General features: G+C 62.4%; 8 protein-coding genes. 3 read left to right on the top strand and 5 right to left on the bottom strand.

What is annotated here, in order from left to right:
* Positions 1 to 10: 10 nt before the first annotated feature.
* Both AC27E8_RS12090 and AC27E8_RS12085 read right to left on the bottom strand, forming a co-directional pair.
* Positions 11 to 1,225, bottom strand: coding sequence for a D-alanyl-D-alanine carboxypeptidase family protein (locus AC27E8_RS12090; protein WP_487098999.1), 1,215 nt, complete (start codon positions 1,223 to 1,225; stop codon positions 11 to 13).
* A 27-nt stretch (positions 1,226 to 1,252) separates the two neighbouring features.
* A complete protein-coding gene (locus tag AC27E8_RS12085; protein ID WP_014463340.1) occupies positions 1,253 to 1,768 on the bottom strand; it encodes a CcdC family protein in 516 nt (171 codons plus the stop codon).
* 252 nt (positions 1,769 to 2,020) lie between these two features.
* Between AC27E8_RS12085 and AC27E8_RS12080 the strand changes: the two genes are divergently transcribed.
* On the top strand, positions 2,021 to 5,227 hold the full coding sequence (locus AC27E8_RS12080) for an MMPL family transporter (protein ID WP_487098998.1): 3,207 nt from the start codon (positions 2,021 to 2,023) through the stop codon (positions 5,225 to 5,227).
* A gap of 151 nt (positions 5,228 to 5,378) precedes the next feature.
* Here the strand turns inward: AC27E8_RS12080 and AC27E8_RS12075 are convergent, their stop codons facing one another.
* On the bottom strand, positions 5,379 to 5,804 hold the full coding sequence (locus AC27E8_RS12075) for a Fur family transcriptional regulator (protein WP_487098997.1): 426 nt from the start codon (positions 5,802 to 5,804) through the stop codon (positions 5,379 to 5,381).
* Between the two features lie 132 nt (positions 5,805 to 5,936).
* Here AC27E8_RS12075 and AC27E8_RS12070 point away from each other — a divergent pair, with 132 nt between their 5' ends.
* Positions 5,937 to 7,373, top strand: a complete 1,437-nt coding sequence (locus tag AC27E8_RS12070) for a catalase (protein WP_487098996.1) — start codon at positions 5,937 to 5,939, stop codon at positions 7,371 to 7,373.
* Positions 7,374 to 7,832: 459 nt separating this feature from the next.
* Here the strand turns inward: AC27E8_RS12070 and AC27E8_RS12065 are convergent, their stop codons facing one another.
* Complete coding sequence (locus tag AC27E8_RS12065) at positions 7,833 to 10,106, bottom strand: glycoside hydrolase family 3 C-terminal domain-containing protein (protein ID WP_487098995.1); 2,274 nt, start codon at positions 10,104 to 10,106, stop codon at positions 7,833 to 7,835.
* A 134-nt stretch (positions 10,107 to 10,240) separates the two neighbouring features.
* Between AC27E8_RS12065 and AC27E8_RS12060 the strand changes: the two genes are divergently transcribed.
* The gene (locus tag AC27E8_RS12060) at positions 10,241 to 11,137 is read left to right on the top strand and encodes an SDR family oxidoreductase (protein WP_487098994.1); all 897 of its coding nucleotides are present in this window, start codon (positions 10,241 to 10,243) and stop codon (positions 11,135 to 11,137) included.
* Between the two features lie 44 nt (positions 11,138 to 11,181).
* Here the strand turns inward: AC27E8_RS12060 and AC27E8_RS12055 are convergent, their stop codons facing one another.
* A complete protein-coding gene (locus AC27E8_RS12055) occupies positions 11,182 to 13,569 on the bottom strand; it encodes a peptidoglycan-binding protein (protein WP_487098993.1) in 2,388 nt (795 codons plus the stop codon).
* Positions 13,570 to 13,571 lie beyond the last annotated feature (2 nt).

Here is a 13,571-nt window from a genome sequence, read left to right as displayed (position 1 = left end):
TATGGACTTCTCAGAGACGCTTCATGCGCCAACTGAGCGTGGGCGCCGGAACGGAGGATGCGGCCGCAACGGGCACGCGCACCGTCTGCGCCCCAACCTGGATTTGGAGCTGGCCCACCACTTGGTTAGCCGCAATCGGCTTCTTCGAATCGAGCACATCCGCCCGATACGACTGCTTGACAGGGAGCCCTCCCCAGCCAATGACCTGCACAGGTTCCGTCGCGACGAGCGAGACGGGCTTCGCCCACGGCGCAGACAGCGTCCCCACCGTCTGACCGGCGGAGACGAGTGGAACCGACCGAAGTGCCTTCTGGGCGTCCTGCGACATCGCGACGGCTGCGTTCAGTGCCTCAGCAAGAGGCTGCGGGCCCTTCTGACCCAAAACCGCACCGATGATCAGCACCTCGCGGCCGCCGATGACCTTGCGCGCGGCAAACACAAAACAGCCGCCCGCTTCGAGGGTCGATCCCGTCTTGCCTCCGATGATGGTTCCGTGCCCCACCACCGAATCGACGTTGTACACAAGCCCCGCGACGGGAAGTTCCGCCTGGGCCTCTCCCACAATCTGGCGAAACACCGGATTCTGCATGGCGAGCGCAAACAGCTTCATCTGATCAACCGCATCGCTCTGGCTCGCCGGCGAGTACCCCGTGGGATCGGCGTAGTGCGTCTCAGTCATCCCAAGCCTCTTCGCGGTCGCGTTCATCTCCCGGACGAACGCCTGCACGGAACCGTCGCACCACTTCGCCAAGAGTGTGCCCATGTTGTTGCCGGAAGGCAAAAGCAATCCCTCGAGTGCCTCGTATTCCGTGATTTGTTCTCCCGCAGCCACCTTGACCACGGACTGTCCCAAGGCCTTATCCTGCTGATACACCTTCACGTCGTCCGGCGTGATGGTGATGGAAGGGCCCTGTTGCCCCAGTTGCAGCGGGTGCTTTTGAAGCACAAGATACGCCGTCATCACCTTGGTCACACTCGCGATAGGTACCGCCACCTGGGGCCCGTACGTCCCGAAGCTGCCCACCCCATCGGCCATCAGTGCGGCCTCACCCTGCGAGGGCCAATGGATGACAGGTTTTTCTCCCGGAATGGCGCGCGGCAGTGGCGCGGCCACATCGGCGGCCGCCTGAGGAACGGGGCGCACCAACTGGACAATGGGCACGCCGATGACGATGATGGCAATCACGATAGCAATGACGAACCCGCGCAGACTACGCACAACCATCCTCCTATGCTGCTCGTCCCGCGCTCATCAGGTCGCGGGCTGTTCTGTCTTGGCGCCCGACTTCGACGCCTCCATCTCGCGCACCAAGCGCTTGTAGCGCACAAACATCGCGATGCGCCAGGGCACGAGCATGCCGAATGCCAGGCAGAAGAAGAGCGATCCCGTCTGATATACGTCCACATACCGCTCGACGACGCTGTGGAGGACAATGCGCACCACCAGCAGTCCGAGCAAAATATAGATGAACGCCCTCGACCGCTTCAGATAGACGCCATCTTCTCCAACGTAAAAATGGCTCGTGGCTATCAGCGGATAGCTGAACATGCAGCCGACCAAAAACGCCGCAATGGCGTAGAGAATCGGCTCGCGCGTGAACGGAAAGACATACATCAGGAACCCCGTGCTCATGGCGAGCGGCGGGATGAGGATCTTCCGCGCATTGGTCGGGCGCTTGGACGCCCGTAGCCGCACAAAAATGACCGTGATGGCGAACACGACAGCGACAACGGTTGCAATCAGCGTAGTGACTTCGCTGTGATTCACGCTCTCCCCTCGCTTTCCTGCGAGATCCGACGAGCTGACCGAGCGGCAATCGCTTCCCCCATGCGGACTACGTGTGAGTATACCACCTTTGACTCAACGGTTTCTTGAACAGCGATCTACAAAACTGCGAACTTTGCACACGAGTCGGCAAAGCGTGAGGAAAATCGTCTGGAAAACCTGACAGTTCCCTGGTAGAATTCTTTCGGCCACTAAATCAGTTGTCAAGCCCATCTTGCGGAAGGAGGCGAGTCCGTGGCAGAGCGTTACGCCCATTTCGTCGCGCGCTTCAAGTATGCCATCATCGCCATCTGGGTCCTGGCCGTGGCGGTGGCGCACGTGTTCTTGCCGCAGCTGAACGCGATTGTCGCCCACAAGAACACGGAATTTTTGCCGAACTCGTCGAGCGTCGTGATCGCGAGCAATTGGTTAAAGCGGGTCGATCCGGCGCGCCAGGCGGGGTCTAGCGCCGTCGTCGCGATTTACAACCCGCACGGATTGACAGCAGCGGACAAGGCGTGGTTCACGCAGAAACTGAAGCAGGTGGCCGACCACAAGGCCGCCTACGGGGTGAAAACCGTCACGGCTGCCTACAACCAGTCGAAGTCCGTGCAGAATCAGTTTTTCAGCGCGGATGGTACGGTGGAGATCGCGACCGTCGGCTTTCCGGGAAACGACGTATCCAAAGCCACCGACGCATCGCTCAACCAGCTTCACCAAGTGTTTCAGAAGCCGCCGAAGGACGCGCAGGTGCTGTTTACGGGCGACACACCTATCGAGAACGACAACATCAACATCTCGATGGACGGTGCTTCAAAGACGGCCGGCGTGACCATCGCCCTCGTGCTGGTCATTCTGCTCGTCGTCTTTCGATCCATCGTGGCCCCGTTTCTCACCCTGCTCTGCATCGGGCTTTCCTATCTCCTGACGACGAATCTGGTGGCCGTGTTGGCCAACGTCGGCCTGCCGGTCTCGACCTTCACGGACACGTTTCTCATCGCCATCATCTTCGGTGCGGGAACCGACTACAGCATCATCGTGCTGAATCGATTCCGCGAGGAGGCGAGCCGAGGCCTCGCCCCCGTGGACGCCCTCGCGCGGGCCATGTCGGGGATTGCCAAGACGGTGGTCTACAGCGCGCTCACGGTCTTTCTCTCGTTCGCCACGCTGTATTTCGCGCGCTTTGGCCTGTTCCGATCCGGCGTCGGTGTGGCAGTGGGCTTGGCCGTGACCCTGTTCGCCTGCCTCACATTCCTCCCGGCGCTCATGATGGCGCTCGGGCGCTACGTGTTCTGGCCACGGCGTGACATCGACGGCGCAAGCCACAAGCCCTCGCGCATCTGGGATCTGACCGGCAGAACGGCACTCCGGCATCCCTGGTGGACGCTTGCCGGCGTGCTCGTGGTGCTGACACCCATTGCGCTTTCCTTCACGGACCAGCGCACGTTCGATCCGACCTCCGACATCCCGACGGCGCCTTCGGTCGTGGGCTTTCACGTGGTGTCCAAGGCGTTCGGCCCCGGCAAGGTCCTGCCGATGGACGTCGTGATCGATACGCCGGACAATTTGCGCACGCCGGAAGGGCTGGCGACCATCGAACAGGTGTCCGAGGCCCTCGCGAAGCTACCGTTTGTGCAACAGGTGCAGAGCGCAACCCGTCCCACAGGCAGCGTCATCAGCGAGTTCGAGTTGGCCAAGCAGAACCAGCTCGCGGCCAACGGCCTGGCCAAGGTGCAGAGCGGCCTGAATCAGGTGGCGAGCCGCGTCGGCCCGGAGGGCGCTCACCAGGCGGCCGACGCAGCGATGCAGCTTTCAAGCGGAGCGGCGGCGCTCGCGCAAGCCGGCGGAAAACTCAGCCAAGGCGCAGCGCAAGCGCAGGACGGGGCTTCGAAGCTTGCTGGCGGCGCACAGGCGCTGTCGAGCGGCGCGGCGCGGCTGGCGCAAGCGAATGAGCAGTTGGCGAAGGGGGCAGCGCAGGTCGCGGCCGGATCGCAACAGTTGGAGCAAGGCGTTGACAAGCTCGCTGCTTCCGCGCGCAACCTTGCATCAGGACAGACGGCGCTGGCGAATGGCGCGGCCCGCGAAGCACAGGCGGCGCAGCAGCTCGCAAACGCCATCGCGGCCTGGACGAAGGCGCACCCAGCGGAAGCGTCCGATCCCAATTGGCAGCAGATTGTCGCGCTGGCGCAGGGCAACGCCTCCGGTGCTCAGCAGACGGCGAAGGCGGCCAGCCAGCTGGCGAACGGCACGAATCAGTGGGCGGATGGCGCATCCACACTCGCAGAAGGAGCGGGTAAAGTCGCCGCTGGCGCGAATGAGCTTGCGAACGGAAACCTCGGCGCGGCATCTGGCGCCACGCGTCTGAGCGATGGGGCTGCCCAAGTGGGCCAAGGCGCTTCGTCGTTGGCCCAGGGACTGAATCAGTTGAGTGGCGGCGCTCGCCAACTTCAGGCAGGGCTTGGCAAGTGGGCGAGTGGAGCTTCGCAATTGGGCGCTGGCCTCGCGAACGCGGGCGCCGGAGAAAATCAGCTTCACAGCGCGCTCGTCAAGCTCTCGAACGGCGTGGGCACGGTCAAGTCCGCGCTCGACGAGACCGCCAAGGCGCAGACCTCGGGCGATCCCGGCTTCTACGTGCCTGCGTCCGCCATCTCGTCGAACAAGAGCCTGCGCCAAGCTCTGGACAGCTACATCTCGCCGGATGGGCACGTGGCGGACATTCGCGTGACCCTCAAATCGGACCCGTATTCCATGACGGCAATTGATGAAATGCCCAAGCTCGAAACCGTGGCCCAGGCCGCCTTCACGGCCGCGCCTATCCACACTGGGCAAGTCGGATTCACGGGAACGACACCGACGCAGTATGCGCTGAACCAACTCTCGAATCAGGACTTCGTCCGCATGATGGCGCTCATCCTGGGTTCCATCTTCATCCTGCTCGTGGTGATGCTGCGCTCCCTCATCGCACCCTTGTACGTCATTGCTTCACTCACCGGCACGTACTTCGTGACGATGGGGTGCCTGCAGTTTGTCGCCGTGGATGTGATGCACAAGGCGGGCATCAGCTGGACGGTTCCGTTCTTCTCGCTTCTGCTGTTGGTGGCGCTCGGCGTCGATTACTCGATTTTCTTGATGTCGCGCTTCGACGAGGAACTAAGGCGCCATCCGGAGTTGAACCTGCGCAGCGCGATGCTTTACGCGATGCGGCAGATGGGCAACGTCGTCTTCTCGGCCGCCGCCATTATGGCGGGCACGTTTGGCTCCTTGTCGGTCTCCGGCGTGACGACGCTTGTGGAAATTGGGTTGTCGGTCATCATCGGCCTCGCGCTGTACGCGCTCATCGTGCTGGCGCTGTTCGTGCCGGCCTGCACCTCGATTGTCGGAGCGGCGCACTTCTGGCCGTTTCGCAGAGTGCCCCGGGAGGAGCAGGAGCTCAGGCTGCCACAAGAACTGGCTGCGGAGTAAATGGGAAAGCGTTCAGGGTTGAGGAAGGCGAAAGACAAACGCCACCTGCTCACCAGGGTGCAGCAGGTGGCGTTTGGCCTGTCTCCGGTGCTCCGGGCCAACTGGCGACCCAAGCGAGCCGGGTCCGATCCGCATCATGGCGGATCGGTGCTTAGCCTCTCTCCAAACCGGGTGCGGCATGGGTGGTGGCGACACGCTGGCAATCCGGACAAATGCCACGAAACACCAAGTCAGCCCCCACCACCCGGTATCCCGTTTGTTGGGCCATGTCGTTCATCCAGCTTTCGGGCAAGGCTTGCTCAAATTCGGCAATGGCGCCGCAGCGCTCGCACACGACATGCGCGTGCTCGTGCGTATTCGCGTCATACCGGCTTGCCGACTCCCCAATCTTCACCTCGCGCAGCAGTCCCTTTTCGGTCAAGTAGCGAAGCGCGTTATACACAGTCGCGTACGCGTAGCGGTGCCCGCGCGCCGTCAACCGCTCCATGATCTCGTTCGCGGTCGGGTGATCGGGCGACGCCTGCACGATATCGAAAACGGCCCGCCGCTGCGCGGTCCAGTTGACTCCCTTCGTCATCATCAACACCTCTTTTGCCCTCTGCGGACTATGATAAAGGATCCAACTCGGACTTTCGATGCTGCTCTTGCGAAGAACAGATATTGAATTTATACTTAGTCTAACACTAATACTTGATATGAGGTGAAGTTTATGACCGAACGTCCCATGACGCGCGAAACGGGAGCACCCGTCTATGACGACCAGCATTCGAGAACCGCGGGTCCGCGCGGCCCCGTGACACTCGAAGACGTCCATCTGATTGAAAAGTTGGCTCACTTCAACCGGGAGCGGATTCCCGAACGGGTGGTTCACGCCAAGGGCGCCGGCGCATACGGGTACTTCGAGGTCACACACGACGTCACTCGTTACACGCGAGCGGCCTTTCTGAGTGAGATTGGGAAGCGAACCGAGGTGTTCGTCCGATTCTCCACCGTCGGAGGCGAACAGGGCTCGGCAGACACGGAGCGGGATCCCAGGGGGTTCGCAGTCAAGTTCTATACCGAAGAAGGCAACTACGATCTCGTCGGGAACAACACACCGGTCTTCTTCATTCGAGACCCGCTCAAGTTCCCGGACTTCATCCACACGCAGAAGCGCCATCCTCAGACACACCTGAAGGATCCGAACATGATGTGGGATTTCTGGAGCTTGACCCCGGAGTCCATGCACCAAGTGCTCATTCTCTTTTCCAACCGAGGGACGCCCTATGGATATCGCCACATGCACGGATTTGGCTCGCACACGTTCTCTTGGATCAATGAAGACGACCAAGTGGTGTGGGTCAAGTACCACTTCCTGACCAACCAAGGCATTCGCAACTTTCGGCGACACGAGGCCGTGGACATGGCAGGTCGCGATCCAGACTTCGCCACGCGCGATCTGTTCGACGCGATCGAACGTAAAGAATATCCTTCCTGGACGCTGTACGTCCAGATTATGCCGTTTGAGGACGCGGAACGTTATACGTTCGATCCGTTCGATGTGACGAAGGTTTGGTTGCACGGAGACTATCCGCTCATTCCCGTCGGGAAACTCGTCTTGAACCGCAACCCGCAGAATTACTTCGCCGAGGTCGAACAGGCGGCCTTTTCGCCCGCTCACGTGGTGCCCGGTATCGGCTTTTCGCCCGACAAGATGTTGCAAGGGCGGCTGTTCGCCTACGGAGACGCGCACAGGTATCGCCTGGGCGCCAACTACAACTTGCTGCCGGTCAACCGCCCGCACGCCACGACGGCGCAGAACTATCAGCGCGACGGCGCCATGCGCTTCGACGACAACGGAGGATCGTCGCCGAACTATTATCCGAACCGCCTTGGCCATCCGGCGCCCACGGAACGCGCGCGCGGACCTGAGTACCCCGTGCAAGGGCTTGTTGGGCACTATGAGTATCGCGATCGCGACTTCTACACCCAGCCCCGCAAGCTATACCACGTGATGCCGGAGCAAGAGCGGGCCGACCTCGCCGACAATCTCGCCGCCTCCCTGCGCCAGGTCGATCGCGAGATCGTCGAGCGACAGATGGTTCACTTCGAGCAGATTGACGCGGATCTCGCCCGGAGGGTGTCGGAAGGACTCAGGAAAGCTTGACGCTCGAGTATGCGCACACGCGAAGGGGCGCCGTCCGGCTCACCGGACAGGCGCCCTCTTCTGCGACCACCGCATGCGCGTTTCACGATTGACACGAGTTACCATTCCGACTGCGTATCACGCACCCAGCGGTCCACACAGTCGTCGCACAACCGATCCCATTCGCGCTCTTCCCAAGGGCGGCACGGCTCCGGGATCTCTGATCCGCACAGCACACATGTAGTGGTCTCCGCCGTCTTCTGCATGATTCTCACCACTCCCGTTGGAATCACGTCTCTTTTCGATTGAGACTCATCATACCACGGGAGCCGCAGAATTTCAACCGAATGTTCAGATATTTTCGGGTGTTTGGCGCCTGCCATTTCCTCTGAGAAGCCATGTGGACGAGGCTCAATATCTGGTTGAGCCTTGTTTGTGTTCGCGCGGCTCGCCCCCCGCGCAAAGCTGGCTTGCATCCACTCACCCCTGCCCATTCTCCGCTTGCCACCTTTCCTGCGCAGCCCGCAGTTTCGCAAGCACTCGCTCGATCTCGTCCCGCGGCACCCCAAACAGCGTCGTGACACGACCGATGGGCGTGAAGCGCATGAACGCTTCGAACATGGGATTGGCGTCTATCTCGCTGCCAAGCGGCGAAGCGGCGAGCTTCTCGTTCAACAGTTCGCGGAGGACCGGGCCTGTGGCCGGATCGTCCAAAAGGTCGCCGAGCGTCGCATGGGCATGCACCGGCACCGGCCTGCGCGGGGCGGTGGATGTCACCTCCACGGAGGCGGTGAGGCGCAAATCGCGCGAGGACGATCCGACGCGGATCTCGTACCAGCCGCTTTCCACGGTGAAGTCGCCGCCATCGACGTCGTAGTAGGCAAACGCGCGCTTGTCCAGTTGAAACTCGACCGTACGCGTCTCGCCGGGAGCCAGCGCCACCTTGGCGAATGCGCGGAGCTCACGCCGCGGCCGTATCACTCGCGAGGCCCTCGGCTCGACATAGACCTGGACCACCTCCTTCCCCGCGCGCTGCCCCGTATTGCGAATGTCCACCTGCACGGTGAGCACTTCGTCGTCTCGGATCATCTCGCGAGACACGCGGATGGCCTCGTACTCGAACGTGGTGTACGACAGCCCGTGCCCGAAGGGGAACAACACGTCCATCTCCTTGGTGTCGTAGTAGCGATAGCCGACAAAGACGCCTTCTCGGTATTCAGATCTGTCACCTTCGCCAGGAAAGAATGGATGCGACGGATTGTGCTCGAGCCGAAGCGGAAACGTCTCGGCCAGCTTGCCGGACGGGTTCACAGCGCCCGACAGTACGTCCGCGATGGCGCCGCCGAAGGCCTGCCCCGCGAGATACGCCTCGATCACGGCCGGCACGCGTTGGATCCACGGCATCTCGATAGGCGCGCCGTTCGACAGCACGACAACTGTGCGGGGCTGAGCCGAGGCCACCGCTTCGATGAGCGCCACGTGCGCGTCTGGCATGCGCATGTGCGGGCGATCGTACCCTTCTGACTCCCAGCTCTCCGGCAGCCCTGCAAAGATGACGGCGACATCCGCCTGCGCCGCAGCGCACACGGCCTCCTCGATGAGATCCGGGCGAGGCGCGTCGTCGTCGAGCGCGTACCCCGGCGCGTACAGGACAAGCTGATCCCCAAACGCGCGGCGCAGTTCCGCGAGCGGCTCGTCGAGGCGCGCGGGGTTGACGTGCGAGCTTCCCCCTCCCTGGTAGCGCGGCGACACGGCGAACGCGCCAATCACCGCCACCCGCCGCCCTGGCGCGATGGGCAATACGGCCTCGTCGTTCTTCAGAAGCACCATCGACTCGGCCGCGGCCTGGCGGGCCAGGCGATGATGCGCGTCGAAATCAGCGGGTTGACCCTGCGGCTGGTAGACCCGGTCGACGAGCGCGAGCAGGCGCTCCACGGCCGCATCGAGCACGGCTTCGTCCAGGCGGCCGTCTCGCACAGCTTGGACAATCTCGGCGTCCTGCGCGTACGGCCCGCCGGGCATTTCGAGGTCTAGCCCTGCGGCAAGCCCTTGGACGCGATCGTTCACCGCCCCCCAGTCCGACACCACAACGCCATCAAATCCCCATTCCCGGCGCAGCACCTGGCTCAAAAGCCACGGGTGCTCCGAGCAGTAGGTGCCGTTTAAGCGGTTGTACGCGCACATGACCGTCCACGGGCGTCCGCCCTTGACCGCGCCTTCGAAGCTCGCGAGGTAAATCTCGCGAAGGGTGCGTTCGTCCACCTCGGCGCTCGTCGTCATGCGCCGATACTCCTGGTTGTTGGCTGCAAAGTGCTTGAGCGACGATCCGACGCCGCGCGATTGGACGCCGCGGATATGCGCCGCAGCCATTTCACCCGAGAGAAGCGGATCCTCGGAGAAGTACTCGAAGTTGCGCCCGCACAAGGGCGATCGCTTGATGTTGGCGCCGGGCCCGAGCAACACGTGAACGCCGAGCGCGCGGCACTCGTCGCCGAGCGCCTGGCCGACTCGCTCCACGAGCGCGGGATCCCAGGAGCTCGCGAGTGCCGCGGCGGTCGGGAAGCACGTGGCGGGCTCCGAATCGGTGAACGATCCGCCTGGCCGCTGCAGCCGAACGCCGTGCGGGCCGTCCGTCATGCAGAGAGACGGGATACCGAGGCGCTCGACGGGCTTGGTCTGCCAGAAGTTGAGCCCGGAGCAGAGGGATGCTTTTTCTTCGAGGGTGAGGTGCGGGACGAGATCGTGATATGCCAAAGGTTTCGCTCCTTTCTGAAATTCGTCCTGCTCATGACTCCACCACAACGTGTACGCGGGTCCGCGCACGTGCATACGTGGCGCAAGTCACCCACATGCTAACGCATGATGCCCCATGGAGAGGAGCGTGACCCATGCCCACCACCATTGCCCCACCCCAAGCGGCGCAAGCGCCGTCGTATCCGACGTCGTTTCCGCCGCAGCATCAAGATCGCCAGCCTGGCATCGAGTCACAGATGAATCCGCGCCCGTTTTTCGATCACCCCGAGTACCGCGGCGCGGGCAAACTGAAGGACAAGGTGGCACTCATCACGGGCGGCGACAGTGGCATCGGCCGCGCGGTGGCCGTCGCGTTTGCCAAAGAGGGCGCGGACGTCGTCATCGCGTATCGAGACGAAGAATCGGACGCCGAGGAGACGGTGCAACACGTCGTGCGGTACGGTCGCCGCGCGCAGCAGTTGGCATTTGACGTGTCCAACAAGGCCGAATGCGATCGCGTCGTACAGCAGGCCATCGCACAATTCGGCAAAGTCGACATTCTGGTCAACAACGCGGCACGCCAGCATCCGCAGCCGAGTATTCTCGACATCACGCCGGAACAGTTGCAGATGACGTTCGCAACAAACGTCTTCGGCTACTTCTACATGATTCAGGCCGCGCTTCCGCACATGAAGCCGGGCGCGTGCATCATCAACACCGCGTCGATCACGGCCTATCGCGGCCACGAGACCCTCATCGACTATGCGGCCACCAAGGGCGCCATTGTGACCCTGACGCGATCGCTCGCGCTGTCGCTGGCGAAACAGGGCATCCGCGTAAACGCCGTGGCGCCTGGCCCCGTGTGGACGCCGCTCATTCCGGCGAGCTTCGCGGCGGACGAGGTGACCAAGTTTGGAAGCGACACGCCGATGGGGCGCGCCGGCCAGCCGGCAGAGTTGGCGCCAGCGTATGTGTTCCTCGCGTCGGCCGACTCGTCATACATGACGGGGCAGGTTCTTCATGTGAATGGCGGCGAGATGGTCAACGGATAATCAAGCGCAAAGCGCCGCCCGTCGCAGGCGGCGCCCTTGCGTCCTCAGCTTTGCGGCACCAGGGTCACGGTGCCGTTGGCAGGTATCACGCCGGTCAGCAGCGTATCGGCCGCGTAGCCGTTCGAAACCACCGGATCCTGCGCGGCAATTTGAATCGTGTACACGCCGCCCGAGGGCTGCGCGGAATTGGCCACCACCCAATCGCCGCTGTGCAGGTTCAACAAGACCTTCGACAGATCCCCTACCTGATAGACCGGGATCGTCGTCGCTGTCCCCGCCGGGTTCCGGACAATGACCCGATACACGTTGGTCAGCTTGATATACTGCGAGTCCACCCAGCCGTAGCCCACGACGTGGTACCAAGGTACGACGTACGGCCCCGCCATGCCTTCGGCAATCTGATCGATCTTCACCGTCGTACCCGCGGGGATGAGATTCGCATTGGATTGCGAGGGCTGAATGTACTGGACCCACATGCTGAACGTCCAGACGCCATTCGGGTTCGACATGTGCATGACCTGCGACTGGAACTTTTCCACCGCCGCTTGCGTCAGGGGGCCGAACTGGCCGTCGACCGTGAGCCCCGCGTTGATGGTTTGGTTGAGGAATCGCTGGATTTCCACCACAGGCTGCCCGAAGCTGCCGACGCTGAGCTGGCCGAAGAACTGCTGATTCTCGCCCTGGGCGATGCTCGGGTAGTACGGAACGCCTTGGTTGGGGTAATACGGATCCGGCTGTGTGACACCCTGCGCCCCGTTCACGTAATACACCGGCTCGGCCGTCGACTTCGGGGCTGGCGGATTGTTGGACGGCGAATACTGCACATACGCGCTCACGCTCGACCCAACGGATGTCGCGAACTGCGTCATCAGGGCCGCGATGCCACTCGCCCACGTCTTCGCCGTCGCATAATTGACGTTCATCCCGCTTAACGTCGGAGAGACATACAGGCTCGCGCCGGGCGTGAGATAGTTCATCCGCACCGTCCACGCCTCGAAGCGAATGGCGTAGTCGTCGCTTGGGAACACGCCCGCGTCCTGCCCCGGATTCGAGTCGTACGCGCCATAGCCAAACAAATTGTTCTTCTGCAGAGCAATCTGGCTCTGACCCCATGCACTCTCGAGGATGGCGTGGGAGACCAGATAGTTGGCGTCCACACTGTACAGGTTTTGTGCGTCCATGAACGAATTGCCGAGCCCGTTCAGCGGGGAGCTGTTCTCGAGCAAGAACTGATTGATGCTCTGCGCATTGATGTTGGACGGCGCCGGATAGCGGAGATCCACATTGGTGAACGACAGCCCACTCGATCCGCCCGACGAATTGCCGGTGGAATTCCCCGCCGAATTGCCCGTGCCATTTGACGTGCTGTTTCCGACAGCGTTCCCCGTGGAATTGCCGGGGCTCGTGGCGTTCCCGGTTCCGTTGCTCACGCCGTTACCTGTGGCGTTGGCTGGTCCGGTCGCATTCGTCACGTTGGTCACGGTGTTGCCGCCGGGCAGGGCGCCGGTGGCGTTGCCTGTGCTATTGCCTGTCGAGTTGCCTGTGCCGTTGTCCGCGCCAGGCCCCTCTGAACCCGTGGAGTTGGAGGACGGATCGCCCGTTTCGATGACGACCGGAGCCGGCTTCATATCCCATTCGGTGCCCTGCCATGTCGACGCGATTCCAAGCCGCTGAAGCGCGTTCATCACGTACCACACGGGCATGAACGTCGTCAGCTTGCCCGACGCCGGATCTGGATACACCACCGCGGGCACATTCGCGACCACCGTCTGGCCGATGGCGATGGCGGCGCTGCCAGGGCCGTAAGAGATTTTGCCGTAGTCCACGTTCTGTCCCTTAGGCGGTGTGAGCGTCCACACACCCCCCGACCACGTGCTCGCGATCCCGGCCTTGCGAAGCGCCTCCATCACATACCAAATGGGCATGTAGGCCGTCCCCTGATACGTGAAGCCGACGGGCTTCGAAATGAGTTGCCCGTTCCAGACAATCCGTTTCCATTCGACGTTCTGAACGAAGGAGCTTTGACGCGTGAGCACGGTCATCACCTGGCGATAATCCGCGACGGCCTTGGCCAAAGCCCCCCACGTCAGCGGCCCGACGATTCCATCGACGCCGAGGCCTTCGGCCTGTTGAAACGCCTTGACCTGTGCCTGTGTGGTGGCGTCGAAGACACCGGTGGCTTGTCCCACGTCATAGCCCAGTGCATTCAGCGCATTCTGCAAAATGGCCACATAGGCGCCCGTGGATCCATAGCTCAACATGGGATACGATTGAACGCCCGCAAGTGTGAGAGCCGCCACGGGCACGTTAAGCGACGACGCCGAAGCGCTCGGCGAGCTCGAGGTCTGCGCCAGCGCAGACGCCGGCGTCGTCCAAAGCACCGTGGCTGGCAGCGCCATGACCGCGAGCAGGCGATGCGTCTTCACAACCATGA

The organism is Alicyclobacillus sp. CIJ1, from assembly GCF_057538885.1.
The sequence above is the reverse complement of the archived record's forward strand: the minus strand, read 5'-3'. Positions and strand labels throughout refer to the sequence as shown.